The organism is Amycolatopsis sp., assembly GCF_035276945.1.
Lineage (GTDB): Bacteria > Actinomycetota > Actinomycetes > Mycobacteriales > Pseudonocardiaceae > Amycolatopsis_E.
This window is the reverse complement of the sequence record NZ_DATELF010000101.1, coordinates 13794-38168: the sequence shown is the minus strand read 5'-3', so window position 1 is coordinate 38168 and position 24375 is coordinate 13794. Positions and strand designations below refer to the sequence as shown.

Genomic DNA, 24375 nt, shown 5'->3' with positions numbered 1-24375 from the left:
GATTTGTTGCTCGCAAACCTCATATTTCCAGACAGGAGGTCATCCCCATGCCGCGCGCCCCAGATCCGTCGCGCCCAGCCACAAACGATCACTCACTGCTACACAGACGTCACGTTAGATGATCTTGCCTTTGCCGTGGGTCCTGATGCGGCTGATGGCCGTGCACGCCCATCCCGACGACGAGTCCGGCAAGGGCGCCGCGACCACGGCCCGTTACGCGGCCGAGGGCGCCGAGGTGCTGGTCGTGACCTGCACCGGTGGTGAGCGCGGCGAAGTGCTCAACCCGCGGATGGACACGCCGGAGGTGCGCGCGAACCTGCCCGAGATCAGGCGCCGGGAAATGACCACGGCGCGGGAAATTCTCGGTGTACGGCAACGGTTTCTCGGCTTCGCGGACTCGGGTATGCGCGAGCCGCTCCCGCCGGGCTGTTTCGCCCGCGTGTCATCGGACCTTGCCGTGGCCCGCCTGGTCGCGGTGATCCGGGAGTTCCGGCCACAGGTGATGGTGACCTACGACGAGACCGGCGGCTACCCGCATCCCGATCACATCAAGACCCACGAAGTCGCGGTGGCCGCCTTCGACGCGGTCGCCGGCACCAGCCATGAGATCAGCAAGCTGTACTACTTGTGCACCTTCACCCGCGAATGGTTCCAAGCCATGCACGACGCACTGGGTCCGGAATCCCCGATGGAACCGGTGCTCGCGGAGCTGCCGGACACTCCGTCGAAGATCACCACAAGGATCCGGTGCGAAGAGTTCTTCGCCGCCCGCGACCGCGCTTTGCTCGCGCACGCCACCCAGATCGACCCGGAGAGCGGCTTCATGCTGCACTCCAGGGACGTCGAGCGCGTCGTCTGGCCCACCGAGGACTACTACCTCGCGCGCTCCTTCGTCCCGGTCGAACTACCTGAGGACGACCTGTTCGCTGGGCTGTAGCTGTTCGCCGGTATGACGGTTGCTCGTTCCCGGGCATCACGGGATCGCTTCAGTTCCCCGCGAGTTCTTCCCAGAAGTCCACATAGGCCCGCTCGTGCCGGATGCCCACGTCGAGCAGGCGGGCGCGGGCGAGCGCGTCGGGCCGGGCCGGGTCGTTTTCGGCGAGCTGATTCCGGTACAGCTCCAGCCATTCGCGGTGTTGTGCCGCCTGTTGCCGCGCGAGTGCCGTCGCGCGCTCGGACGGCCCGAGATCGACGAAGGTCAGTTTGAGCAGCGCGGGGTTGCGGGTTTCCGGCGGCCCGGAGGTCGGATCGGCGAGCCAGCGGTCCAGTGCCTCGCGCCCGGCCCCGGTCAGATGGAAGACCCGGCGCCGACGGCCGTGCTCCTCCGCGCGTTCCTCGAGCAGGCCACGTTCGGCCAGCCGGGGCGGGTCCCGGTAGAGCTGGGCATGCGGGATCGGCCAGTAGTAGCCGACGGTGTCCTCCACGCGCGCCTTGAGCTCGTACGGCGTCATGGGCCCGTGCCGCGCGATCAGCCCGAGCACCACATACGCCGACGGGCTCAGCTCCTCCGCCAATGACCCTCCTTGACACCGTCTCGCTGAGACTATACCTTCAGTATCACTGAAACGGTATCAATGATACTATTAAGGAGACCGATGTACGTCCACCCCGACCTCGCCGAGGTGTTCGCGACGTTGCCGAAACGGCCGGAGAACCCGTACGCCGACATCGAGGCGACCAGGGCGAACTTCCGCCAGCTGGTGGCGCGCATGCCCGCCCGGGACGACCTCACCATCGAGCACGCCCACCTGCCCGGCCCGGACGGCGACAAGATCGACGTCCAGCTCCTCCGTCCACTGGGGACAGCCGGCGCGCTGCCCTGTGTGCTGTACATCCACGGCGGCGGGTTCAGCTACGGCGAAGTCGACGGGCCGAGCCCCATGGCGCGCGACGTCTGCGCGGAAGTGGGCGTGGTGGTGGTGAACGTGCACTACCGGCTCGCCCCGGAGTACCCCTTTCCCGCCGGTATCGAAGACTGCTACGCGGCTCTGTGCTGGATCGCGGAAAACGCGGCCGAACTGGGCATCGATCCGGACCGCATCGCCGTGGCCGGCGCCTCGGCCGGCGGCTGCCTGAGCGCCGCGCTGTGCCTTCTCGCCCGGGACCGGCGAGGACCGGCGATCAGGTTCCAATGCCTGCTCATCCCGGTTCTCGACGATCGCGAGCAAACGGAATCCCGCAAGAAGATCACGGATTGCCGAATCATCACCGGGCCCGGCGTCCGCCACACCTGGGACACCTACCTGGGCCCGGCCCGCGGCGGCACCATCTCCCCATACGCCGCCCCCAGCCGCGCCACGGACCTGTCCGGCCTGCCGCCCGCCTACGTGATGACCTGCGGCCTCGATCCGTTGCGCGACGAGGGTCAGGACTACGCGCTCCGGTTGATGCGGGCGAACGTGCCGGTCGAACTCAAGGACGTGCCCGGGGCGTGGCACTTCTTCGAGGGCTTCGCGCCGCACGCCGCACTCACCCGCGAAACTACCGCGCACTGGCTACACGCGCTGCGGACCGCGTCGCACACCTGGTAACCGGCACCTCGCCCGTCTCGCGTGAGGTTTGCGCCCGGCACTTGACCAGCACCGGGGGCGCCGCTCAGCGTGAAATACATGGCCGGGGACGAGACCGTCGGTAGCGTGCCTGCCTCCCTGGACGTGCGGGTGGGCTCCCGGCATTGGCGGCTCACGCCGGACAGGGCGATCACCATCGGCCGGGACCCCGCCTGCGACGTCTATGTCGCCGACGAGCGCGTGTCCCGTCGCCACGCCGTCGTCGAGCCGGCTCCGGGCGGCTGGCTGCTCACCGACCACAGCCGTAACGGGATCTTCGTGGCAGGGCGGAAGGTCGAGCGGCTGGTGATTTCCGCGCCCGTGGTGCTTACGCTGGGGCTGGCCGGCGACGCGCCCGAGGTGTCACTGACGCCGGAGAGTCCACAACGGACGGTCCGCCCGTCCCAGCCCACGCACGCCCGGAAGTCCACTGTGCACTCCCCGGGGACCGCGAAGACGCGGATCGGGCGGTTGCCGGAAAACGACATCGTGCTCGACGATCTGCTCGTCTCGCGCCGGCACGCGTTGCTGTACCGACGCGATGGCGGGTGGCGGATCGCCGACCAGGGCAGCGCCAACGGCACCTATCTGAACGGGCAGCCGGTGTCGGACGGACCCGTCGGCGAGGGTGACGTGATCGGCATCGGACACTCCCTCCTGCAACTCGTCGCCGACCGGCTGGTGGAGTACGTCGACACCGGCGACGTCGACTTCGAGGCACGCGACCTCGTCGTGACGGTGGACGGGTCACGGCTGTTGGACCGGGTCGGCTTCGAAGTGCCCGAACGCGGCCTGCTCGCCATCGTCGGGCCGAGTGGGGCGGGCAAGTCGACCCTGCTGGGCGCGCTCACCGGCTTTCGGCCCGCGGACTCCGGCGAAGTTCGCTACGGCGGCCGGGACCTCTACGCCAACTACCACGAACTGCGCCACCGGATCGGTTTGGTCCCGCAGGAGGACATCCTGCACCCGAAGCTGACCGTCCGGCGGGCCCTGAGCTACGCGGCCGACCTGCGTTTCCCCGCCGACGTCAGCGAAGAAGAGCGGGAGCAGCGGATCGACGAGGTTCTCGGCGAGCTCGGCATCACCGGCCAGGCCGCGTTGCCGATCGACCGGCTGTCGGGCGGCCAGCGGAAGCGGACCAGCGTCGCGCTGGAACTGCTGACCCGGCCGTCGCTGCTGTTCCTCGACGAGCCCACTTCCGGTCTCGATCCGGGGCTCGACAAGTCCGTGATGGAAACCCTGCGCGGGCTCGCGGACGAAGGCAGGACGGTCGTGGTGGTGACCCACAGTGTCGCGAACCTCGGGCTGTGCGACCGGTTGCTCGTGCTCGCGCAGGGCGGCCGCGTTGCCTACTACGGACCGCCTGGCCAGGCCCTGGACTACTTCGACGTGAGCGACTTCGCCGAGGTCTTCCAGTTGCTGCAACAGGACGAGCCCGCCGACTGGCCGGCGCGATTCCGGGCGTCCGGAATGTACGAACAGTACGTCGGCGATGGCGCGGGGCGGGCCTCGCGGCCGCCACAGCCACCGCCCGACCCGCAGCGCCAGCAGTCCGCGTTCCGCCAGTTCCAGGTGCTCTGCCGCCGCACCTTCGCGGTGCTGAAGGCGGACCGGCAGTATGCGATATTCCTCGCCGCGCTCCCGGTGCTCCTGAGCGGCCTGGTCTATGCCGTGCCCAGCCCGCCTGGGCTTTCGGCGGCCACGGGCGCACCCGACCCGCCGCAGCTCCTGCTCGTGATGGTGGTCAGCGCCACCCTGATGGGCGCGGCGGTGTCCATTCGCGACCTGGTCAAGGAACGCGCGATCTACCGGAGGGAGCGCGCCATCGGGCTGTCCCTGCCCGCCTACCTCGGCGCCAAGCTGGTCGTGCTGGGGGTGGTGACTTCGGCGCAAGCCGCGCTCTTGTCGGTGTTGAGTCTGAGCGGCCGGCGGGGGCCGGACGACGCGGTCCTTCTCGGATCCGCCCGGCTGGAGCTCGCGGTCGCGCTCGTGGCGGCGACCTTCGCGAGCATGGTGGCGGGTCTGGTGATCTCCGCGGCGATCGGCAACGCGGACCGGGGCATGCCCCTGCTCGTGCTGCTGGTGATGGTGCAACTGATCCTGTGCGGTGGCCTGTTCGCGGTGTCGGGCAAGATCGGGCTCGAACAGCTGTCCTGGTTGGTCCCGGCCCGCTGGGCCTTCGCGATGGGCGCGGCGACCGGGGACTACGGCAAGCTGCCACCGACGACGACCGACTGGTTCTGGCGGCACGACACCACCTCATGGCTGGCCGACCTCGCCGCGCTGGGGCTCGTGACGCTCGCACTCGTGGTTGTCACCGGCCTGCTGTTGCGCCGTCTCGACCCGCTACGGCGAGGTACCGCCGCTTGACCTGGTCGGCTTCGGGGCGGAGGAGTACGCCGATGAATGACTCCCTCCTGAGGACGGCGAATACGACGACGTCGTCGGATAGTTCGAACTGGATCCGCGCGACGGGGATTCATACGACGTTCCCGGCGGCTGCGAGGTCGGCGGCTGGGGAGCCGGAGACTGCGACCCCGGCGACCCCGGCGCCCCAGCCGGCGAAGAGGCATTGGACCCTGGTGTCGGGTAAACGGAAGCCTGCGACGACCCCGGATACCGCGGCCCCGCCGTCGTCGCCCCCGTCGAGGGCGAATAGGGCGACCCCGGTACCACGGAACCCGGCGCCACCGTGTCCTTGGCCGCCGTGGTGTCCCCTTGACGGCGCAGGATGACCTGGTTGTTGGCGATGTTCACCACGACGAACACGTTGATCACGACGTTCGACGGCTGGATGGTCGTCACGTCCGTCGGCGAGAAGCCCGGCCAGGCGGGGCCGGAATAGGTCCGTTTGGCGGACGCGCTCGGCGGCGTCAACGGGTTTCCGCAGTAGCACTTCACCCTGGGCACGCCCCGATCGTCGACGAGAACCGCCGTGCCCGCCTGGAGTACGGAGTGGACGGTGGTCGCGTGGCCGTCGACGTAACCATGGTTGGTGACCGCCGTGTCCGAGCGGAGGATCATGGGCGTGAGCCCGGCGACGTAACCCGGTATCTGCGCGGGCATGATGCCGAGCACGCCGGCCCACGCGGCACCTTTGTCGGGGTGGCTTTGCAGGTATCCGGTCAGCTTCTGGGCGTCACAGCTCGAATTGTTCATCGTGCCGCCGTAAAGGCCCTCGGTGTTGCCCGCGAACGTCCCGCCCGAATTCGGCGGAGGTGTGACGTTCGGCTGGTCGGTGCCCACGGGTGGCGTGAACGGGTTCTCTCCGGTGGTGCGCACGGCTTCCCTGACCACCGTGTCGGTGGCCCGGCCTGGGCCGGAAGCGAGATACCAGCCACCGGCGCCCGCCGCCGCCAGCAGGAGGACGGCCAGCAGGACCAGCCCCGACCGCACCCAGGAGGGGCGATGTTTGCCGCGCGGCGCGCTCCCCGGTCCTGACGGTTCGGAACGAGACGGCGGGCCGGAGGCGGTGGGCCTGGTTGTGGACGGCTGATCGGCCACGACCGGCCACCCGGGCTCCGGAACGGTTGCCGGAGTCGGCTCGACGTTAGGGACCGGGCTCGGCGCGGGAGCCGGCAGTTGACCGGACTCCGCAGGCCACTGAGAAGACCGCCACCGAGAAGACCGCCACTCGGAAGACCACTGTGGATCCGAGTGGGCCTGGGGGCCTGCCCCCAGGCGGGGCGTGGGGATCGCCTCCCCGGAAGGCGCCGCGGTAGTTGGCGGTGGCGCCGCAAACGCCTCGCGGGCCGCGGCCGCGAGCGCGCCCGCGGTCCCGTACCGCTCGTTCGGGTCCTTGGCCATCCCCCGGGCGATGACCGGGTCGAGGCCGGGCGGGACGCCGGTGTGCCCGACCGAGACCGCCGGCGGATCGATGTTGAGATGGGCGTGGATCTTCGCGGCGAGGCCGTCCCCGTGGAACGGTGGCCGCGCGGTGAGCGCCTCATGGAGCACGCACGCGAGTGAGTACACGTCCGCGCGCTGGTCGACCGGGCCGTGCTGGAACCGCTCCGGCGCCATGTAGTCCAGCGTGCCGATCGTGGCACCGGTCATCGTCAGCGAACCGTGGGACACGCCCAGCGCCCCGACCACGCCGAAGTCGAGCAGATACGCGAAGTCCCCCGCCGCGATGAGCACGTTGGACGGCTTGACGTCCCGGTGGACCATCCCGTCCTCGTGCGCCGCGTCCAGCGCCTGAGCCACCTGCGAAACGATGTCGACCGCCCGATGGGGCGGCAGCGGCCCCTGCTGAGCCAGGAGGGTCCCCAGATCCACGCCTTCGATCAGGCGCATGTCGAGGTACAAATGCCCTTCGATTTCCCCGAAGTCGTGAATGGGCACCACATGTGCTTCCCGGAGCCGGGCGGCGAGGCGGCACTCGCGGCGGAACCGCGCCTGGAAATCGGGATCCACGGCAAGTTCCACGCGAAGCCGCTTCAGCGCGACGGTTCGTCCCCGGACCGTGTCGAAGGCTCGATAGACCTCCCCCATGCCCCCGCGCCCGATCAAGGCCTCCAGCTTGTACTGGCCGAACATCTCGTCCATCGGCGCTCCACCCCGCCGCGATAGGGGAAGGTGCCATTTCACGGTACGTGCCGGGCGGCGCCGAGGTAAACGGCTGAGCAGGGATTACTGGCCTTCGACGGGCTTGTCGATCAGGGTCGTGGGACTTTCCGGTTGCGCGGCGGGCACCTTGCCGCGCCGGTCGCGGAAGATCCACCCGCCGGCCACCCCGCCGAGAAACCCGAACAGGTGTGCCTGCCATCCGATGCCCTCGCCGGCCGGAATCAGCAACGAGAACTGGTAGGCGAAACACAACGCCATGACCAGGCCGATCACGATGTCGATCGGCCGCCGGTCGAACAGCCCGCGCACGATGATGTAGCCGAAGTACCCGAACACCACCCCGCTGGCGCCCGCGCCCACCGTGTTCGTGCCCGCGGTGAACCACGCGCCGAGCCCGCTGACGATCATCAGCAGCACGGTCACCGCGAGAAACTTCCGGACCCCGCGATAGGCGGCCAGAAAACCGAAGATGAACAGCGGCCCGGAATTGCCCTCGATATGTGTCCAGCTGAAGTGCAGGAAGGGTGCGCTGAAGATCTCCGGCAGCGAGGAGACCTCACGAGCACGAATGCCGTACTCGATACTGAGCTGGTAATCGTCGGCCCAGTTGACGATCTGCGCGATCCAGATCACCGCGAGGAAACCGACCATCACCCACAGTGCCTTGCGGGCCTCGGCGAGCAGTGCCTCCGCCTCGGCCCCGCGGGGCAGTTCACTCATGGGGTGAGCGTAACGGACCGGCCCTGGCCCGCCCTAGGCGCCAAACGTGCGCATTTTCCGACTTCCGGCGGTGTCGCGACCGATCACCGCGCACTAGGGTTTTTCCGGTTTTCCGTCTCAGAGACCGGAAAGAGGATGCGCGTGAAACGTCTCGTGGCCATCGCGGCGGCTGTCGCGACCGCGGCTTCGATCGCGACGGCGGTCCCGGCCGCGGCTGCCGCCGCCGAGTCCATTGCCTGGGGACCTTGCACGGATCACACCCTCGTCGCCGCCGGCGGCGAATGTGGCTTCCTGTCCGTGCCGCTGGACTACGCCCACCCCGGTGGCGAAAAGATCCAGCTCGCGGTCGCCCGGGTGAAGCACAAGGTGCCGGACTCGCAGTACCAGGGCGTGATGCTGACCAACCCGGGTGGCCCCGGCGGATCCGGGTTGTACCTGGCGACACGCGGATCTCGGCTGCCGAACCACGCCGGGGATGCCCACGACTGGATCGGCTTCGACCCGCGCGGAGTGGGCTCCAGCAAGCCCGCGATCTCCTGCGATCCGAACTACATGAACTACAACCGGCCGAACTACCTGCCGGTGACGCCGCAGCTCGAGCAGACCTGGCTGCAGCGCTCGAAGTCCTACGCCGACGCGTGCAAGCAGAAGAACAGCCTCGCGCTGCTCCAGCACATGAAGACGGTCGACACCGCCCTGGACATGGATTCCATCCGTGCCGCACTGGGCGTCGAGCAGGCCAGCTTCTACGGCTACTCCTATGGCACCTACCTGGGCGAGGTGTACGGAACCCTGTTCCCGCAACGGATCCGGCGCATGGTGCTCGACAGCACCATCGACCCGCGCACCGTGTGGTACCAGGCCAACCTCAACCAGGACCCCGGGTTCGAACGGAACCTCGACGTCTGGTTCGGATGGGTGGCGAAGTACGACTCCGTCTACCACCTGGGCACCACCGCGCAGGCGGTCAAGCACGTGTTCGACGAACAGCTGGCCAAGCTGTCGTTCCAGCCGGCGGGCGGGGTGATCGGGCCGGACGAGTGGCTCGACGTGTTCCAGCAGGCCTCCTACTACCAACCCCGCTGGCCGGTGCTCGGTGACGCGTTCGCCAAGTTCGTCAACAACGGCGACTGGCAGAACATGAAGACGTTGTTCGAGGACGTCAGCGGCTTGGGTGACGACAACGGCTTCGCCGCGTATCTGGCGGTGGAGTGCACCGACGCCCAGTGGCCCACCAGCTGGAACCAGTGGCGCCTGGACAACCAGCGGACCTTCACCCGCGCGCCTCATTTCACCTGGCAGAATGCCTGGTTCAACGCGCCGTGCTTGTACTGGCCGGCCAAGGCGGGCACCCCGGTGCACGTGGACGGCCGAGGCGTGCGGAACGTGCTCGTGATCGACGAGACGCTCGACGCACCCACCCCGTACGAGGGCAGCCTCGAGGTGCGGCGGCGGTTCCCGGGTGCGGTGCTGATCGCCGAACCGGGCGGCACGAGCCACGCGATCACCCCAAACGGCAACGCCTGCGTCAACGACAAGATCGTCGCCTACCTCACCACGGGTGCGCTACCCGCGAGGAAACCCGGCAACGGCCCCGACGTCGAGTGCGCGCCCCTGCCGCAGCCCACGCCCTGATTCAAACCACAGTGGTGTCCTCCGGCGCCACGACCAAGGTCTCCGCCCCGCCGCGGCTCGACTTGACGGTTACGCCGCGGTAGCAGTTGACTGCTGAAGGTGCGAACCGTGGTTTCCGGAGGCATCGCCCTGGCCGTGTACGAACAGGGCCCGGAAAACGCGCCGACCGTCCTGCTCGTGCACGGTTACCCGGACACCCACGCCGTCTGGGACGAGATAGCCGGGGAGCTGGCGAAACGATTCCGTGTGACGCGATACGACGTGCGCGGCGCGGGCGCGTCCGACGCCCCGCGCGGCACGGCCTCCTACCGGCTGGAACATCTCACCGGCGACCTGTTCGCCGTCGCCGATGCGGTCAGTCCCGCGAAGCCGGTGCATCTGGTGGGCCACGACTGGGGATCGATCCAGGCGTGGGAAGCCGTTACCGAGCCCGGCGCGCGGGAGCGGATCGCGTCCTACACCTCGATCTCCGGCCCGTGCCTGGACCACGTGGCGTACTGGCTCCGGGAAAACCGGGGCCGCGCCCGGATGCTCAACCAGTTGCTGCGTTCCTGGTACATTCTGGCGTTTCACGTGCCGGTGCTGCCGGAACTGTTGTGGCGGCTGGTGGCGAAGTGGTGGCCGAAAATCCTGGACCGCGTCGAGGGCGTCCGCGGTCACCACGTCGCACCGACCATGGCGCGAGACGCCGCACGCGGAGTTTCCTTGTACCGGGCCAATTTCCGGCCACGACTGAGCAGGCCGCGGAATCGCCGCACCGAGATCGGAGTCCAGGTCATCACGCTGGCACGCGATCGCTACGTGAGCCCGGCGCTGGCCGAGGGACTCCAGAGATGGGTGCCGAACCTTTGGCGGCGCAGCCTGCCGGAGGGACACTGGTCCGCACTGGTGGGCAACGCCGGGCCGACAGCCACCATGATCAGTGAACTGATCGACCACGTCGAGGACCGCCGGTCACCCGGGGTCGTCCCGTAGATGCTGGAAGATCCGCTGACTGAGCCACCCCAGCTCGGCGAATTCCCCTTCGTTCAGCGGAGTGAGCATGATCTGGCTCACCGTCCCGAAATAACCGGGCGAGACGCGGTCCACGAACGCCACGCCCTGCCCGGTCAACACGGCGAACAGGCCGCGGCGGTCGGTCGGATGCTGTTCCCGGCGGACCAGGCCAAGGCCGGCCAGCCGGGTGATCCGGTAGTTCAGCCTGCTCCCCGGGGAGAACAGCCTCGTCGCCAACTCGCCCATGCGCAGCCGATGTTCCGGCACCGTACGGAGCCGGGCAAGGATCTCGTATTCGGCGTGCGACACACCGGCGTGCTGGTGCAGGTAACGCTCCACGGCGCGTTCGATCAGCGTGTGCGCCCCGAGGAAAGCGGCCCACGCGCCCACCTGTTCGCCGGAAAGCGGTGAATGCTCTGCCATCACCCGAAAGAGTATCGAGTGTCGATATTCGACAAAAACCAGGCCGTAGGTGAACAAAACTGTCCTGAAAAGGCTTTCACCTACCGGCTCCTACCAGCCCCAACGGGAAGCGGGCGCTTTTTCGGCGCTGACTTCGCCGTCAAGGAAGCTGTACGCGGGCAGTGGTCCCACGTACTCCGTGGACACGTCGGCCCCCAGATCCGCGACGGCCTTCCGCACGTCTTCAAGCCGGTCCAGCGCTACAAGGAACGCGCGCCGCTCCTCGAGATGTTCACGCTCGCCCAGAAACACTTCCCCTGTCGCCAGCGCCGACACGGCCGTGAGCAAGGCGTCCGATTTGGCGCGTCGCCACGCCGCCAGCCGTTGCCCGATCTGCTCGCCGATCCTGATCCGCGCCGCCAGGTCCACTCCGGCGACCCGCCGCCAGCCGCCTTCCTCATGGACGGCACGCAGCGCGGCGCTTTCGGAGAATCTCAGGTACACGTGAACCTCGGCGACCCCGTCGAGCCGATCGAGATGCTCGCGCAACAGCCCGGCCTGTTGCGCGAGCACGTCCGTCCGCGCCGAGTCCTCGTCTTCGGCCACCGTGCCGAGCCGGAACGGCACGACCGGGCCATCGAGCACCACCCGGGACAACATCTCCAGATGTGCCAGGGCATCCTGGTCTGTCGTCGCCCGCCCGGACGGCGCGTCGCTCACGATCGCCGCCAGATCGTGCGCACGGACGAGCCGGAACGGCGCGCCGGGCGGGCTCGGATGGCTGGTCCGCACGACACCGTGCAGATGAAGTCTCACTTTCCTGTTTTCTCCGGTGCGGGCGCCGGTGTCGCCACCGCTTGCACCGGCTCGGCGATCAGGCCGTAGGTTCCGGCGAGGCCCTGACCAAGGACGCGCTGCTGTGCCTGCACCGCGGTCACCGCCGTGCGCTGCGCGTCGAGCCGCTGCATCGCCTCCAGATAGCGAATATAGGTGTCCACACTGGCGATCACGATCTTGATCTCGATGGCGAGAATCTCGATGCCGATCACCGACACCCGGATCGACGCGTCGATCACGAGTCCCTTGTCGAGCAGGATGTTCAGTGCCTCGGCGAGCCCGCCACTGGGGGCGGGCACCACGGGAGCGGTCATGATGCGGGAATCCTCTCTTCCAGGACCGCGCGAAGTTCCGCGAACTGGCGGTCCAGTGCGATCAGTGCGTTGCCGAGCCGTTCCACCTCGTCGGCCGACAGCGATCCGCTGTCCACCCGGCGAAGCGCCTGCCTTTCCAGCAGGTCCCGCACGATTTCCAGGACGGCGACCACGAGCTTGCCGAGGCCCTGCCCCGAATCAGCGGGAATTCTCGTCGTACTCACGTGATTCCCCCCAAGAGCAACCTCAGGTTCAACCGGATCAGGTCGATACCGGCGAGCGAAATGATCACGTCGCCGGTGATGACGGCGCCGTGTTCCAACACCCGGTCGAGCAGATCGACGAGCCCTTCCGCGGAGGGCGCGACCGCGTACTCCTCAGGCATTCACGCTCAACTCCTGGCCGGTGAACGAATACGGCGGCCACGGCCCGGTGACCTCGAGCCCGTCCCAGCGCCCGACTTCGGCCTGGAACTCGGACTCCCGCTCGACCGGGACGAGGTAGGCGGTATCGAACAGAACGTCCGCGGACCGCCGGGCCCGTGCCGCGCTGTCCGTGGCGTGCCGCGCGAGCGCGTCACGTATCTCGTTTGCCCGCGAAGTTTCCCGATCGGCGGCGTTGAGCCGTTTTCGCCGTCGCGCCAGGTATTCCGTGCCGGACAAGCCCACCAGGGACACGGCGTCGTCCTTGGGAGGGCGGCGCCGGGCACGGACGCCCCACTCGCGATGACCCTCGACCCGGTCGAGCCAGCCGCTTGCCTGCTCGTGCCGTTCGTCGAGCAGCGCGACTGCCGCCTCCCGGTCCTTGAGCACCGTGCCGAACCGCAGTGGCAGCACGGGTAGATGCTCGAACACGGCACGCACCACCTCATCGTGGCGGCGCGCGAGCACGACCAGTGGATCGTCTTCGGCCGGCTCGCCGACCCACCGCGACGGGTCGACCTCCGCGAACGGTACCAGGTCGACCTCCGCCACCACGAGACCGAGACCACGGTGGGCGAGCAGGAAAATGTCCGGATCGGACTCGAAGGCGCCGTCCCGGGTTATCGCGTAGGCGCACAAACCGCGGTTCACCGCTCGACCTCCGCCACATTGCCGGGCTTCAGTGCCTTTTCGAGCGCGGCGACCCGTTCCAGCAGCTCGGTGTTTTGCTGCCGTAGCTCGCGGGTCTGGCCGGCGTGCGGGGCGAAGAACGGGTCGTCGCTCCACCAGTCCATACCCATTTCCCGCGCCGTCTGCGCGGAGGCGACGAACAGCCGGAGCCGCAGCGTCAGCAACTCGATGTCGACCACGTTCACGGCTATCTCGCCGACGATGACCACGCCCTTGTCCAGCACGCGTTCCAGCACGTCGGCAAGCGAACTCGGGTTTCTGTCCACAAGGACCCCTAGAGATCGGTGGTGCCTCGGGTGTAACGACGGAGCCGCTCACAGGCGACCAGGTCACCTCCGGCGTCGATGTCGACGCGGTAGGTGGCCATCACGGTGGTGGTAGCCGGAATCCGTTCCAGCTCGACCACGTCGATCAGTACGGACCAACCGCCGTCCTGGGTTTTCCGGACGCCGGTCACCCCGTCCGGTTCGCGGCTGGTCAGCGCGCGGAACTCGGCCACGGCGGCACGGATCGCGGCCGCCGCGGGACTTGGGGAATCGATCGATGAATCACTCATCACCCGCCCCATCGTGACCACCGGCGACCGCGTTAACACCATCACGAGAAATACGCGTTTCGTTGTATTCGATGACGGCAAATGGTCGAGCCAGGCTACCACCAGACTGTCTACTGTGGATACTCGCGGTGTCCTCCACAGCCACACCGCGCAACCGAGGGAGACCATCGACGTCCCGGTCAGCCACCAGAACGCCGACTGGAACGCTCGCTCGGCGCCACCCGGCAGCGCCTGCGCGAGCAACACCGCGAACAGCGCGCCGCCGAGCGCTCCACCCACCCGCATCAGGATGTTGATCTGCGTCGTCGCGTCCGGCAGTTCCGCTCGCCGAACGGTGGCGAAGGCGGCGGTCCCGGCGGGTTGCGTGGTCAGTGCGAGCGCCATGCCGCGGAGGAACAGCAACACCTGGAGGCCGACCGGCTCGGTGTCCGCGGTCAGGAACGCGAACGGCAGCGTGGTCACCACAGTGCACAGATTTCCGGCCAGTGCGACAATTCCGCCGCCGTACCGATCGGTCAGCCATCCCGAAACGGGTAGCAGAATCGTGGTGCCGACACCGAGGGAAAACAGCGACAGTCCGGTCGTGATCACGTCGGTGCCGCGCAGAACCTGGAAGTACAACAGGAACGGTAGCATCGACCCGAACATCGCGGCGCCGCCGAACGTCGTCAGCACACTCGCGGCCGTGTACACCGGATTGCGGAACAGCCACAGGTCGAGCAGCGGATGCGGGCGGCGCACGGCACGTACCCCGAACGCGACCAGACCCGCGACCCCGAGCACCAGCGGGACCAGCACCGTCGCGATCGACGCCCGCTCGCCCCAGATCGTGACGGCGTACACGAACAGTGGCAGCCCCAACCCGATCAACGCGAATCCGGCCCCGTCCAGCTGCGGCACGCCTCCGGCCTCCCCGCGCGGCACGTACCGCAGCCCGAGCACCACGCCCAGCACGCCGATCGGCAGGTTGATCAGGAACAGCCACGGCCAGGACAGCGAGTGCGGCAACAGCCCGCCGACCGTCGGGCCCACGTCGGGCCTACGGCGGGCCCACTGCTCACCGCGATCCCGAGAATGCTCATCACACGCCCCAGCCGCCGTGGCCCGACAGCCTGCCCGAGGATCGTCTGGCCGGCCGGCACCAGCAGCCCCGCCGCGCCCCCCTGCACCACCCGCGACGCGACCAGCCACCCGATACTCGCCGCGAGCGCACACGGCCCCGACGCGACGGTGAACGCGGCGAACGCCCCGAGCCAGAGTCGCCCGACCCCGACCTTGCGCCCCAGCCAGCCAGTGATCGGCAACGACACCGCCACATCAGCACTTGACCAGCCCCGCTCCTTCATGGATGACCAGTCGTCGACCGTATGAATGGACCATTCGTACAGCTTACAGCGCCAAGTTCAGCTCGGTTCGCCTGTTTGTTCGGTATAATTGCGCTATGCCTGCTTACTGGCCGCCAACCGGCCCGACGACGCCCACCCGCTCCCTCGCGCGGCCGCCCTGACAGCGACCATTGTGGACATTCAACACGAGATGAACCGCCTGACAGCAATGTACGGGTGAACGCTGGCGGAACCGGCGGTGGCGCGGCTTCAGGGACGGCGGGGCGGCTCGGCGTATCAAGCCGCTTCTCGTCGCACGCGACAGACGTGGGTTGCTTCGGCAACCGCCGCTGACAGCGAAGGCGATCTCAGGCGGCAAGCGTCCCTTGTGGACCTCGAGCGCCCACACCGCCGGCCCGACCTAGGATGGGCGTATGGAGCGAATTCACGGGGGCAAGGTCCGCGACCTGTACCGGGACGGGGACGACATCCTGCTGGTCGCGTCGGACCGCATCTCGGTCTACGACGTGGTGCTGCCGACGCCGATCCCGGACAAGGGTGCGCTGCTCACCCAGCTGTCCCTGTGGTGGTTCCGGCATTTCGGGGAGCTGGTGCCGAACCACGTGATCTCCGGCACCGATGTGCCCGCCGAGTTCGCCGGGCGCGCGATCCGGTGCCGGCCGCTGAAGATGGTGCAGGTCGAGTGCATAGCCCGCGGGTATCTGGCGGGGCTGGGCCTGCAGGAGTACCGCAAGCAGGGCACCGTGTCCGGGGTGAAGCTGCCGCCCGGGCTCGAGGAGGGCAGCAGGCTTCCGGAACCGATCTTCACCCCGACCACCAAGGCCAGCGAGGGGCACGACGAGTTCATGACCTTCGACGACGTGGTCGGCCAGGAGGGGCGGGAGACGGCCGAGCGGCTGCGGGAGCTGACGCTCGAGGTCTACCGCAAGGGCGCCGAGCACGCGGCCGAGCAGGGAATCATCGTGGCGGACACCAAGCTCGAGTTCGGCTGGGACTCCTCCGGGGTGCTCACGCTCGGCGACGAGGTGCTCACCTCCGACTCGTCCCGGTTCTGGCCCGCCGACCAGTGGGAGCCCGGACGGCCGCAGTACGCCTTCGACAAGCAGGTCGTGCGTGACTGGGCGGCCGGCACCGGGTGGGACAAGACCTCGCCCGGGCCCGAGGTGCCGCCCGAGGTGGTGGAAACGACCCGCCGCCGCTACACCGAGGTTTACGAACGCATCACCGGCGGCACCTGGGGCTGAACAAGAGGTGGGGCCACTCCCCGGAAACGGGAAGTGGCCCCACCCCGGGGAATCACCAGCGCCGGTCGATGACCGTGCCGTTCGGGTACCACTGGATGTAGCCGTGCTGGAAGTTGTTGCGCCGGCCGCCGTCGTAGGAGAACTCACCGGACGTCGGGTAACCCAGGTACGAACGCTCCCAGCCGAGCGCGGCCCATCGGTCGCGGATCATGCCGTAGATCTCCTGCGCGCCGGTCTGCGGCGTCCAGTAGATCGAGCTTCCCTTGTCGAAGTGGTTGTACCGGCCGACCCCGTCCGGCGTCGTGTACTCGTCGGTCGTCGGGTACCCGAGTGGCCCGGCCTCCCAGCCCATCGACGACCACTTCGCCCGGATCTGGCCCATGATCGACCAGGCACCGGTCCGCGGCGTCCAGTAGATCGACGCACCGTCCGCACGCGAGAAGTGGTTGTACCGGCCGACCCCGTCCGGCGTCGGCAACTCGTCGGTGATCGGGTAACCGAGCGGGCCACCGGGTCCGCCGAGCGCCTTGTAGTGCTCGAGCACGGTGCCGATCACGGTGTGCGCACCGGTCGCGGCCGACCAGTAGATCGTGCCGCCGCGGAAGTCCTGCGCCTTCCCGCCGCCGGGCGTGTCGTACTGCCCCGACACCGGGTCGCTCAGGTAGGAACCCCGGGCGCCGCCGAGCTGGTTGTAGTAGTCGGTGATCGGGTCGGTGTTCCCGTTGAGCGTCACCGACTGCGCGGCGTTCCCGTCGTCGCCGGTGACCTGGTAGACCGCGGTCGCCGGGTAGGCGTCGGCCGGGGTGAACGTGACCTCCTGCGCCAGCGAATCACCAGGCGGGATCACCTGGCCCTCGGCGAGTGGCTGGGCGCTGGTGAACACGCCCGCCGGGGCCTTCGCCTTGGTGATGGTCAGCGGCACCGTACCGGTGTTGGACACGGTGAACTTCTTGGTCACCGAGGTGCCGGGCGCGACGGTGTGGAAGTCGAGCACCGGCGGATCGAGCGTCAGCTCGGGCCGGCCGGTGAGCGCGGTTCCCTTGATCGGCACCGAAACCGAGCCCTGGTCACTGGTCACGACGAGCTGCGTGCTCTCGCTGACCCCGGTGTCCGAGCCGTTGGTCGGGGTGTAGGTGACCGGAATGGTCAGCGACGCGCCCGCGGCCAGCACACTGCCCGCCGACGGCGTGTTCTGCGCCGTGAACGAACCGGTCGGCGCGGTCACACCCGTGATCGTCTCGGCCGTCGTGCCGGTGTTGATGATGCTGACCCCGAGTTCCTTCGCCGCACCCGTGCGGACCTGCCCGAAGTCGAGCGAAGCCGGGGTGGCGCCGAGCCCGGGCTGGGTGCCCTGGCCGTGCAGGTCCATGGCGGTGGTGCCGGCGCTGGTGGTGAAGGTCAGGGTGCCGGTCGAGCTGCCCCACGTGGTCGGGCTGTAGGTCACCGGCACCGAAAGCGTCTGCCCCTTGGTGAGCGTCGCCGGTGCGGAGAGCGTCGCACCGAACGGCGCCTCCGCGGACACCGCGGACACGGTCAGGTTCTGGTTGGCCGTGACGGTGACCGTCCCGTTCGCGGTGCTGCCGGCCGCGGCCGAACCGAAGTCGTACGGCTTGGTCGCCAGCGGCGCCGTGGTGGGCCTGCCGAAGGCGAGCACGTGGCCGTCGCGCGTGCCGACGTAGACCCGTCCGTTGTCGGTCGCGGGCACGGAGAACTTGGCCGCGGTCGGAATCGGCGCCGAGTACCGCAGCCGGAGCACGTTGTTGACCGGCACCGGGTCGTACGCGCGCAGCTGGGCGTTCTCCCCGGTCGGGCCTGTGGTATAGACCACCCACACCAGAGCGGAACCGGAGGTCGTGCCGTCGGAGGTGACCACCGGCGAACCCGAGGAATAACCGAAGTTGTCCATGGTCGTACCTACCGAGGTGAGCGAAGCATCGGAGGCCGAGTACTTGAGCGCACGCAGCGGGCCGGTGTTACCGACCACGTAGACGTAACCGCCGTCGCCGCCCCAGAACCCGGGCCTGCCCCACACACCCTGGAACGGACCGACCATGTCGACGACATTGTCGCTTCCGCCCGGTCCCTGGCCGGAACCGCCGAGGTGATCGGCGTCGAGCAGGTAGATGCGGCCGTCCTTGCCCACCTGGACGATCAGCCGGGGGTGGGCGGCGTTGCCGTAGGCGGGCGGAATGGCCATCGGCCCGCCGGACCCGATGTCGGCGTCGTCCTGGTTCAGCTGGGTGTTGTCGTGCGGACTGAAGAAGCTTTGCGCGGTAAGGGAACCGTCGGCGTTGACGCCAAGGCGGACGACGGACTCACCGAGCGTGGCCGGGGGCCGGTCGTCCGGCCCCGGCGCGGGTGCGAGGCCGTTGCCGGTGGCCACGATGATGCGGCCCGACCCGTCGGAGACCAGCCCGGAGCCCGCCTGCCAGATGCCGCCCTCGTCGGAAACCCCGGCCTCGGTGGACCACATCGTGGTCTGCTTCCCGGTGCTGGCGTTCACTCCGATGACATAGCCGACGTAGGGCGTGTAGTCGCAGTGGCTGGCGAAACCGGCATAGACCACGCCGTCGAGGAGGAGCAGACCGGGCCGCTGCATCGCGGTCATCGGGTTGAACGGCACGCCGGGGTTGTTCGTCGGCGCGCCCTTGATCGTGGTCGGGAACCCGGCCAGCTCGGCGCCGGTCCTGGCGTCCAGCGCGTGCATGTACCAGTGCGGATGCTGGGGGTCTGGACCATCGTTGACCTTGGAGGTCAGGTAGACGGTGCCCGTCGACGGGTCGTAGACCGGGGTCGACGTGACGCCGATGGTGGGCGTGAGGTCACCGCAGTTGACCGTGGACACCGGCCAGGCGGGCCCGAAGTTCGCATGCCATCTCTGGGCGCCGGTCGCCGCGTCGAGGCCGTAGACCTGGTTGTTCTCGGTCGCCGTCACCACGATGCCGCCCGCGACCACGGGCTGGGCGTAGACCTGGCCGTCGACGGCCGCCGAGAACAACTGGCCGAAATCCGCGGCGCCGACCTGGGCGGGCGCCAACCCGGTTTCGTCATTGTCCCAGCCGGTGCGAAGGCTGTTTTGACCCGCCGTTGTGACGTCAGCCACAGCGGGTGGCGCGACAAAAGCAAGGAGCGCACCAACGATGGTGAGCAGAACGATCCGAACCCCAGAACCTGATCTCACACACGCCTATTTCGGTGGATCACCCCTTAGTGTTACTAAGGTTATTGATTTACGCAGAGAGTAGACATTGGTGGGTTTGGTTAACCTGATCTCATGATGATCGAGTTCTACTGGCGCCCCGGTTGCGCGTTCTGCATGGCTCTACGTGCCCGGTTGGACCGGACCAGCCTGCCGGTGCGGGACGTGAACATCTGGGAGGACGCGGACGCGGCGGCGCGCGTTCGCTCGGTGGCGGACGGCAACGAGACCGTGCCGACCGTCTTCGTCGGGCCGGCTGCTCTGGTGAATCCGACCATCGACGAGGTCATGGCGGCGGTTCGCACGCACGCCCCCGAGTTGCTCGCGTCGTGACTGGCGTAGCCATAGGTACGACCCGGCGGCGTGGACCGGAGCGGCTGGTCCGGAGCACTGAGGAACTCCTGCGGGACCCGGGCTACGTCGGCACCAGCCCCGAAGCCATCCAGGCGCATGCGCGAGCCGGCCAGGGCGGCATGTACCACCGCTTCGCCGGCAAGTCGGATCTGGCGCTCGCCGCGATCCGCCGGAGTGCCGAGCAGGTTCGCGCGGAGGCCGAAGCGGCACTGTCCGGCAAGGGCACCGCACGGGACCGGATTGCGGCGTACCTGTCCCGCGAGCGGGACATCCTGCGCGGCTGCCCGGCCGGACGGCCGGCGCAGGATCCGGAGATCGTCGCCGGCGCCGAACTGTGGCAGCCGGTCCACGAGACCTTCGGCCGGCTGCGCGAACGGCTGGCGGCCGTGGTCACGGAAGGCAAGGCGCACGGCGAGTTCGCGAGCAAGCCGGATCCCGCCCACCTCGCCGCGAGCATCGCTGCTGTCGTCCAGAACGGCTACGTGCCGGCGCGGGCCGCCGGGTCGGTGGAGCCGTTCGACCGGGCCGCCGAGGGCGTCCGCGAACTACTCCAAACGGCCTAATCGTGCGTACGGCAATCGCGAAGAGCTATCGGCCGCGACAATCCGTGATATTCCGGCTTTTTTCCCACCCCGGACACACCGCACCCGCTCCCCTGCGATAGAAATACCCCCGCGTGCGCTCTTCACCCCGTTCGAAAGGTATGTCCCGGTGAACGACGAAGTGTCGGTGACCGAGCTCCTGGAACGCGAGGGATGGCCGGAGGAGGCCCCCTCTGCAGCGGCATCCCGGTTCCCGGTCGTCATGGTCATGGTCGCCGTGGTGCTGGGCTGCGGTCTCGCCGCGATCCTGGTCCACATCGGCTCTTCGGAGCAGAAGGCCGACAACACGAACCCGGCGGTCTTCGACGTGCCACACGGGCCGCCCGGCGGGCTGGCCGGTGGCGGTGTGCCGGCCACCACCGATGAGACGGAAGTCACCGGGACCAGCTCGAGCATCACCGTGACCAACGAAGCCGCGCCGGGCGGGAGCAACGGGCTGCCGTGGGCCACGCGCCACCGCAAGACGAGCACGGTCACGGTCACGCAGGAGGAAACCCAGCCGAGCGTGACCGGCTCCGCCGGGCCACCGCCTCCCGCGAAGGCCACCGGCGACCACGGCGGACCGGGTGGAAACTCACCGCCGAATTCCGGACCCAATCCACAAGGCCCGACGACGAAAAAGTCCTGCGCGATTTGGGTTATCCTTTGTATCCCCGGATGAGCTACGACTCATGGAAGAAACCGAAATCGGGCGGAATTTCGTCGGACCGCGGCTTACCGAGGCGCAGACCGATTTCGACGGCCAGCGCCTGGGCCAACGACAGGCACGCGGTGAGTGATCGGGTGCCACCGACCCCGCCGGTCTCCGCGAACAGCGCGGTGTCGGCGAGCTCGGTCAGCGGGGAAACGACGTTGTCCGTCAACGCGACCACGGACAGCCCCTCATCGCGCGCGTACTCGGCGACCCGCACCGTCTCCGCGGCGTAGCGGCGGACGGACACCGCGACCAGCACGTCACCCGCGGTGAACTCCCGCAGTTCGTCCACCACAGAAGCCCCCAGCCTGCGCACACCCGCCCGGACCCGGCTCAGCCGCAGCGCGAAGAGGTCGGCGATCGGGGCGCAGTCTCGCACCCCGATCACGCGGACCGCGGCCGCCTCGGTCAGCAGTCCCGCCGCCCGCAGCCAGGCGCCCACGTCCAGTCTGCCGTAGGTGCGGGACAGGTCGGTCTGCTCCTGGTCGAGGGTCGCGGACAGCAGTCCGCCGGGCGGCCCCTGTCCGTTCTCCGACCGCCGGGCGAGCTGCGCCTGCTCGGCCAGCCAGGCCCGGCACAGCTCCATCAGCGCGGGATAGCCGGACAGCCCCAGTGAGTTCGCGAACCGGGCGATCGAGGACTCGTGGACCTCGGCCACCTGCGCGGCCTCCGAGATGCCCCGGAACGCGGTGCCCTCCGGGTCGGCCAGCAGCAGGTGGGCGATCCGCCGCTGACCCCCGGCCAGTCTCGGCAACCGGCTCCGGAGCAGTTCGGTGAGCTCCTGGTAGCTGCCGGGACCCCTCATGGCACCTTGTCCAGCGCAGTGGTCGTCCTACGCGCCCAGCCGATCTCGTGGCCAGGGATCTTCCTGGTGCCTACCTTGCGTTTTCCCTGGCCGGAGCCATGCCCCCGAAATCGGCCGCCTTCGGACGGCGTGTACGACTGCTCGCTTCCACCAGCCATCCCACGCTTCTCAACCGGCCTCTCGAGCACGACGGCTTGCACCGCACCACGATACGTAACGGGAACATCGAACTGCTTGCAAAAGTCTCACGATCGGGGCGAACCGGTCGGCGAAGCCTGCGGCGAGCGGGCCTGCCCGTGATGCCCGTCAGAGTACGGCGACGCTGAGCGCCTGCGTGATCTCCCGGCCGAGAGTGTGCGTCGCCGTGCCCGGGCCGGACCCGACCTTGACCACCAGCGGCCCGCCGAAGGGCTGGCGCTCGACGACCTCGATCCGCTCACCAAGCCCGATCGCGTGCTCGGACAGGTACCGCAGCAGGTCGGGGTCGGTGTCCCAGACACGCACGATCTGCCCGACCGCGCCCGGCTGCAACTCGTCCAGCAACCGGGTGGGCAGTTCCTCGACGCTGCCGTCCGCGGCCGGAATCGGGTCGCCGTGCGGGTCGCGCACCGGGTTGCCGAGTTTGGCGGCGATCCGCTCGACCAGCCGGTCCGACACCGCGTGCTCGAGCAGGTCGGCCTCGGCATGCACTTCGTCCCAGGTGTAACCCAGCTCCCGCACCAGGAAGGCCTCGATCAGCCGGTGCCGGCGAAGCACGCCGCGCGCGAGCCTGCGGCCGTCCGGGGTGAGCGCGATGCCGCGGTACGGGACATGCTCGACCAGGCCCTGCTGGGAAAGTTTGGTGACCATGCCCGAAGCCGAGGACGGGCTGACCGCGAGGCGGCCGGCCAGCGAGGTGTTCGTCACCGCCTCACCGCGCTCGACCAAGCCGTAGATCACCCGGATGTAGTCCTCGATGGACGAGGACGACCGGCGGCTGGGACTGTCGGACATACTCCAACTTTACGTCGCCGGGTCGGCCCTCGGTGACCAGCGGTAGCGGATCCACCCTGGCACCGGCTTCGCGCCGAGCCGCTGGTAGAACGCTTCCGCGCGGGTGTTGCCCGCCTGCATGTCCCACTCGACCCGCCCGCTCGTCCGGGCACGCAGGGCGACGAGCAGTTCGTGGCCCAGCCCGTGCCTGCGGTGCTCGGGGCGGATGTAGAGGTCGTCCAGCCAGATGCCGGGCCTGCCCTCCCAGGTGGAGAAGTTCCACGAGTAGAACGCGAACCCGGCGACCTCGGCGCCGCCCGGCGGTTCGGCGATGAGCACCCACGCCTTGGGGTCGGAACCGAACAGGTGTTTGGTCATCTCCGCCCGGTCGAGGGTGAGCGTGTCGTTGCCCTCGTAGCGGGCGTGCTCCTCGATCAGGGCGCAGATCTCTTCGGCGTCGGCGGGCTCGGCGTCACGGACAGGCATGCGCTCATGCTAAGCAGAGCGATGTTGCTCGGCCCGCCACTGGTCGTCGACCAGCCGCGCGAGGTTCGGGTACCGGGGCCGCCAGGCCAGGACTTCACGGGCCTTCGTGGTGTCGACGCGTAGTTCGCGAACTTCGCACGGGTGCGCGGGGTGGAAGGCGAGCGGGACGCCCCGGCCCGCCACGCTGCGTGTCATCGCGATCACGTCGGCGACTCTCGCGGCGGTCGCACCGATGTCGAGCACTCGGTGGCGCCCCGGCACGCATGCCTCGAGCGCCGCTACGCACGCGTCGGCGGCATCGACGACGTGCACGTAGTCCCGGACCGCGCCGCCATCGCCGTAGACGTCGAGTTCGGGAATCCGGCCCGCCGCCGCGGCACATGCCCGCGTGATCAGCCGGGCGTCGTCGCGATCGCCGGGCGCACCGATCCCACCCGCGATGTTGGCCAGCCGCAGACTGATGGCACCGAGCGAACCGGTCGACGCCTGCCAGCCGACGGCCTGTTCAACGGCGAGTTTCGAAGCGGCGTAAGGGTTTTCCGGATCGGCCGGGGCGGCCTCGGTGATCGGTTGCCGGGCGGGCGGGCCGTAGACGCTCACCGTGGAGGCCGCCACGAGCCGTGGGCGGTCGGTCCGTTCGGACAGCACCTCCAGGAGATTGAGCGAACCACCGAGGTTCGTCCGGAAGTAGCGCGCCGGTTGCTCGAAGGCCTTGCGCAGGTTGGACAGCGCGGCCAGGTGGATGACCGCGTCGACGTCCGCGGTGGCTTCGGGCAGCGACGTGATGTCCCGGACATCGCCAAGCCGGAAAACTGTGCCCTCACCGCCCTCACCGCCCTCACCGCTTTCACAGCCCTCACCGCCCTCACTGTCCGGCTTGACCCGGTGCACCAGCGCGACCGGCTGATGCCCACGGCGGATCAGCTGCGCGAGCACGACCGTGCCCAGGTATCCACCTGCTCCCGTGACCAGAACTCGCATGC

The 24375-nt window shown here is 68.8% G+C and carries 26 protein-coding genes; 9 read left to right on the top strand and 17 right to left on the bottom strand.

The genetic code is table 11. The features are described 5' to 3' along the window. Nucleotides 1–145: 145 nt before the first annotated feature. A complete protein-coding gene (gene mca / locus VJT49_RS17670) occupies nt 146–937 on the top strand; it encodes a mycothiol conjugate amidase Mca (protein WP_414636005.1) in 792 nt (263 codons plus the stop codon). Nucleotides 938–986: 49 nt separating this feature from the next. Here the strand turns inward: mca and VJT49_RS17665 are convergent, their stop codons facing one another. After that, entirely contained in the window at nt 987–1514 is a 528-nt protein-coding gene (locus VJT49_RS17665; protein WP_324165932.1) for a PadR family transcriptional regulator, read from the bottom strand. Nucleotides 1515–1595: 81 nt separating this feature from the next. On the opposite strand from VJT49_RS17665, the gene VJT49_RS17660 reads away from it, so the two are divergent. Further along, nucleotides 1596–2531, top strand: coding sequence for an alpha/beta hydrolase (locus tag VJT49_RS17660; protein WP_324165931.1), 936 nt, complete (start codon nt 1596–1598; stop codon nt 2529–2531). 105 nt (nt 2532–2636) lie between these two features. Beyond that, nucleotides 2637–4919, top strand: a complete 2283-nt coding sequence (locus tag VJT49_RS17655) for an FHA domain-containing protein (RefSeq protein ID WP_324165930.1) — start codon at nt 2637–2639, stop codon at nt 4917–4919. On the opposite strand, the gene VJT49_RS17650 is transcribed toward VJT49_RS17655, so the two are convergent. Both VJT49_RS17650 and VJT49_RS17645 read right to left on the bottom strand, forming a co-directional pair. Next, on the bottom strand, nt 4896–7097 hold the full coding sequence (locus tag VJT49_RS17650) for a DUF6777 domain-containing protein (RefSeq protein WP_324165929.1): 2202 nt from the start codon (nt 7095–7097) through the stop codon (nt 4896–4898). The two genes, VJT49_RS17655 and VJT49_RS17650, sit on opposite strands and share 24 nt — an antisense overlap. Nucleotides 7098–7181: 84 nt before the next feature. Then, a complete protein-coding gene (locus VJT49_RS17645; protein ID WP_324165928.1) occupies nt 7182–7838 on the bottom strand; it encodes a rhomboid family intramembrane serine protease in 657 nt (218 codons plus the stop codon). 135 nt (nt 7839–7973) lie between these two features. Between VJT49_RS17645 and VJT49_RS17640 the strand changes: the two genes are divergently transcribed. Both VJT49_RS17640 and VJT49_RS17635 read left to right on the top strand, forming a co-directional pair. After that, entirely contained in the window at nt 7974–9473 is a 1500-nt protein-coding gene (locus VJT49_RS17640) for an alpha/beta hydrolase (RefSeq protein WP_324165927.1), read from the top strand. A 108-nt stretch (nt 9474–9581) separates the two neighbouring features. Continuing rightward, nucleotides 9582–10448, top strand: a complete 867-nt coding sequence (locus tag VJT49_RS17635; RefSeq protein ID WP_324165926.1) for an alpha/beta fold hydrolase — start codon at nt 9582–9584, stop codon at nt 10446–10448. Here the strand turns inward: VJT49_RS17635 and VJT49_RS17630 are convergent. The 9 genes from VJT49_RS17630 to VJT49_RS17590 all read right to left on the bottom strand — a co-directional run bounded on the left by VJT49_RS17630 (nt 10428) and on the right by VJT49_RS17590 (nt 15036). Beyond that, nucleotides 10428–10892 carry a MarR family winged helix-turn-helix transcriptional regulator gene (locus VJT49_RS17630; RefSeq protein ID WP_324165925.1) on the bottom strand — a complete coding sequence of 155 codons (465 nt, stop codon included), beginning with the start codon at nt 10890–10892 and terminating at the stop codon, nt 10428–10430. The two genes, VJT49_RS17635 and VJT49_RS17630, sit on opposite strands and share 21 nt — an antisense overlap. Before the next feature lie 90 nt (nt 10893–10982). After that, nucleotides 10983–11687, bottom strand: coding sequence for a GvpL/GvpF family gas vesicle protein (locus tag VJT49_RS17625; protein WP_324165924.1), 705 nt, complete (start codon nt 11685–11687; stop codon nt 10983–10985). Further along, nucleotides 11684–12022, bottom strand: coding sequence for a gas vesicle protein GvpJ (gene gvpJ, locus VJT49_RS17620; protein ID WP_324165923.1), 339 nt, complete (start codon nt 12020–12022; stop codon nt 11684–11686). The genes VJT49_RS17625 and gvpJ overlap by 4 nt, the downstream gene beginning before the upstream one ends. Further along, on the bottom strand, nt 12019–12246 hold the full coding sequence (locus VJT49_RS17615) for a gas vesicle protein K (protein ID WP_324165922.1): 228 nt from the start codon (nt 12244–12246) through the stop codon (nt 12019–12021). Before VJT49_RS17615 ends, gvpJ begins: the two co-directional genes overlap by 4 nt. Then, nucleotides 12243–12407, bottom strand: coding sequence for a gas vesicle protein (locus VJT49_RS17610; RefSeq protein WP_324165921.1), 165 nt, complete (start codon nt 12405–12407; stop codon nt 12243–12245). The genes VJT49_RS17615 and VJT49_RS17610 overlap by 4 nt, the downstream gene beginning before the upstream one ends. Continuing rightward, nucleotides 12400–13095 carry a GvpL/GvpF family gas vesicle protein gene (locus VJT49_RS17605; RefSeq protein ID WP_324165920.1) on the bottom strand — a complete coding sequence of 232 codons (696 nt, stop codon included), beginning with the start codon at nt 13093–13095 and terminating at the stop codon, nt 12400–12402. The genes VJT49_RS17610 and VJT49_RS17605 overlap by 8 nt, the downstream gene beginning before the upstream one ends. Continuing rightward, the gene (locus VJT49_RS17600) at nt 13092–13400 is read right to left on the bottom strand and encodes a gas vesicle protein (protein ID WP_324165919.1); all 309 of its coding nucleotides are present in this window, start codon (nt 13398–13400) and stop codon (nt 13092–13094) included. Before VJT49_RS17600 ends, VJT49_RS17605 begins: the two co-directional genes overlap by 4 nt. 8 nt (nt 13401–13408) lie before the next feature. Next, nucleotides 13409–14722, bottom strand: a complete 1314-nt coding sequence (gene gvpO, locus VJT49_RS17595; protein ID WP_324165918.1) for a gas vesicle protein GvpO — start codon at nt 14720–14722, stop codon at nt 13409–13411. Further along, nucleotides 14662–15036, bottom strand: a complete 375-nt coding sequence (locus VJT49_RS17590; protein WP_324165917.1) for an MFS transporter — start codon at nt 15034–15036, stop codon at nt 14662–14664. The genes gvpO and VJT49_RS17590 overlap by 61 nt, the downstream gene beginning before the upstream one ends. A gap of 413 nt (nt 15037–15449) precedes the next feature. Between VJT49_RS17590 and VJT49_RS17585 the strand changes: the two genes are divergently transcribed. Next, the gene (locus VJT49_RS17585; RefSeq protein WP_324165916.1) at nt 15450–16280 is read left to right on the top strand and encodes a phosphoribosylaminoimidazolesuccinocarboxamide synthase; all 831 of its coding nucleotides are present in this window, start codon (nt 15450–15452) and stop codon (nt 16278–16280) included. A 52-nt stretch (nt 16281–16332) separates the two neighbouring features. Here VJT49_RS17585 and VJT49_RS17580 read toward each other — a convergent pair whose 3' ends face one another. Next, a complete protein-coding gene (locus tag VJT49_RS17580) occupies nt 16333–19383 on the bottom strand; it encodes a choice-of-anchor D domain-containing protein (RefSeq protein WP_324165915.1) in 3051 nt (1016 codons plus the stop codon). A gap of 171 nt (nt 19384–19554) precedes the next feature. On the opposite strand from VJT49_RS17580, the gene VJT49_RS17575 reads away from it, so the two are divergent. From VJT49_RS17575 to VJT49_RS17565, 3 genes are all read left to right on the top strand, one after another. Beyond that, complete coding sequence (locus VJT49_RS17575) at nt 19555–19812, top strand: glutaredoxin domain-containing protein (protein ID WP_324165914.1); 258 nt, start codon at nt 19555–19557, stop codon at nt 19810–19812. Further along, nucleotides 19809–20396, top strand: a complete 588-nt coding sequence (locus VJT49_RS17570) for a TetR/AcrR family transcriptional regulator (RefSeq protein WP_324165913.1) — start codon at nt 19809–19811, stop codon at nt 20394–20396. The genes VJT49_RS17575 and VJT49_RS17570 overlap by 4 nt, the downstream gene beginning before the upstream one ends. Before the next feature lie 148 nt (nt 20397–20544). Then, entirely contained in the window at nt 20545–21096 is a 552-nt protein-coding gene (locus VJT49_RS17565; protein ID WP_324165912.1) for a hypothetical protein, read from the top strand. A gap of 1 nt (nt 21097) precedes the next feature. Here the strand turns inward: VJT49_RS17565 and VJT49_RS17560 are convergent, their stop codons facing one another. The 4 genes from VJT49_RS17560 to VJT49_RS17545 form a co-directional block, all read right to left on the bottom strand. After that, nucleotides 21098–21934, bottom strand: coding sequence for a MurR/RpiR family transcriptional regulator (locus tag VJT49_RS17560; RefSeq protein ID WP_324165911.1), 837 nt, complete (start codon nt 21932–21934; stop codon nt 21098–21100). A 306-nt stretch (nt 21935–22240) separates the two neighbouring features. After that, nucleotides 22241–22927 (bottom strand): metal-dependent transcriptional regulator, encoded by a 687-nt coding sequence (locus VJT49_RS17555; RefSeq protein ID WP_324165910.1) that lies wholly within the window; start codon nt 22925–22927, stop codon nt 22241–22243. Nucleotides 22928–22936: 9 nt separating this feature from the next. After that, a complete protein-coding gene (locus VJT49_RS17550) occupies nt 22937–23392 on the bottom strand; it encodes a GNAT family N-acetyltransferase (RefSeq protein WP_324165909.1) in 456 nt (151 codons plus the stop codon). A 9-nt stretch (nt 23393–23401) separates the two neighbouring features. Beyond that, nucleotides 23402–24373: an NAD-dependent epimerase/dehydratase family protein gene (locus tag VJT49_RS17545; RefSeq protein ID WP_324165908.1), complete on the bottom strand. Its 972-nt coding sequence runs from the start codon at nt 24371–24373 to the stop codon at nt 23402–23404. Between the last annotated feature and the right edge of the window lie 2 nt (nt 24374–24375).

Bases quoted from the DNA above. Each gene is read 5' to 3' on its own strand.
- mca (WP_414636005.1), top strand. From the start codon at position 146: ATGCGGCTGATGGCCGTGCACGCCCATCCCGACGACGAGTCCGGCAAG.
- VJT49_RS17660 (WP_324165931.1), top strand. From the start codon at position 1,596: ATGTACGTCCACCCCGACCTCGCCGAGGTGTTCGCGACGTTGCCGAAA.
- VJT49_RS17650 (WP_324165929.1), bottom strand. From the start codon at position 7,097: ATGGACGAGATGTTCGGCCAGTACAAGCTGGAGGCCTTGATCGGGCGC.
- VJT49_RS17645 (WP_324165928.1), bottom strand. From the start codon at position 7,838: ATGAGTGAACTGCCCCGCGGGGCCGAGGCGGAGGCACTGCTCGCCGAG.
- VJT49_RS17640 (WP_324165927.1), top strand. From the start codon at position 7,974: ATGCGCGTGAAACGTCTCGTGGCCATCGCGGCGGCTGTCGCGACCGCG.
- VJT49_RS17630 (WP_324165925.1), bottom strand. From the start codon at position 10,892: ATGGCAGAGCATTCACCGCTTTCCGGCGAACAGGTGGGCGCGTGGGCC.
- gvpJ (WP_324165923.1), bottom strand. From the start codon at position 12,022: ATGACCGCTCCCGTGGTGCCCGCCCCCAGTGGCGGGCTCGCCGAGGCA.
- VJT49_RS17610 (WP_324165921.1), bottom strand. From the start codon at position 12,407: ATGCCTGAGGAGTACGCGGTCGCGCCCTCCGCGGAAGGGCTCGTCGAT.
- VJT49_RS17590 (WP_324165917.1), bottom strand. From the start codon at position 15,036: ATGAAGGAGCGGGGCTGGTCAAGTGCTGATGTGGCGGTGTCGTTGCCG.
- VJT49_RS17585 (WP_324165916.1), top strand. From the start codon at position 15,450: ATGGAGCGAATTCACGGGGGCAAGGTCCGCGACCTGTACCGGGACGGG.
- VJT49_RS17575 (WP_324165914.1), top strand. From the start codon at position 19,555: ATGATGATCGAGTTCTACTGGCGCCCCGGTTGCGCGTTCTGCATGGCT.
- VJT49_RS17560 (WP_324165911.1), bottom strand. From the start codon at position 21,934: ATGAGGGGTCCCGGCAGCTACCAGGAGCTCACCGAACTGCTCCGGAGC.
- VJT49_RS17555 (WP_324165910.1), bottom strand. From the start codon at position 22,927: ATGTCCGACAGTCCCAGCCGCCGGTCGTCCTCGTCCATCGAGGACTAC.
- VJT49_RS17550 (WP_324165909.1), bottom strand. From the start codon at position 23,392: ATGCCTGTCCGTGACGCCGAGCCCGCCGACGCCGAAGAGATCTGCGCC.
- VJT49_RS17545 (WP_324165908.1), bottom strand. From the start codon at position 24,373: ATGCGAGTTCTGGTCACGGGAGCAGGTGGATACCTGGGCACGGTCGTG.